This is a genomic window from Pseudomonas viridiflava, from assembly GCF_900602065.1.
Classification (GTDB): Bacteria; Pseudomonadota; Gammaproteobacteria; order Pseudomonadales; family Pseudomonadaceae; genus Aquipseudomonas.
The window spans coordinates 1-344 of sequence record NZ_UWFN01000202.1 but is presented as its reverse complement, the minus strand read 5'-3'; the positions used below and the strand labels follow the sequence as shown (position 1 = coordinate 344).

At 64.8% G+C, this 344-nt stretch carries 1 protein-coding gene; it reads left to right on the top strand.

What is annotated here, in order from left to right; genetic code table 11:
• Positions 1-344: efflux RND transporter permease subunit (locus EE949_RS11935; RefSeq protein ID WP_206335708.1), on the top strand; the 344-nt coding region annotated here is incomplete at both ends.

Sequence of the window (344 nt, the reverse complement as noted above, 5' to 3'; positions counted from 1 at the left end):
GTCAACCAGTACAAAGTGATCCTCGAACTCGATGCCCGGCAACGTGGCAAGGCGGAGAGTCTGGCGTACTTCTACCTGCGTTCGCCGCTGACCAACGAGATGGTGCCGCTCTCGGCACTGGCCAAGGTCGGCGCGCCGCAAATGGGGCCTTTGTCGATCAGCCACGACGGCATGTTCCCTGCCGCAAACCTGTCCTTCAACCTCGCCTCCGGGGTCGCACTCGGCGATGCCGTGCGCATGCTGGACGAGGCCAAGGCCGAGATCGGCATGCCGGCGTCGATCATCGGCAGCTTCCAGGGGGCAGCGCAGGCGTTCCAGAGCTCGCTGGCCAATCAGCCCTGGCT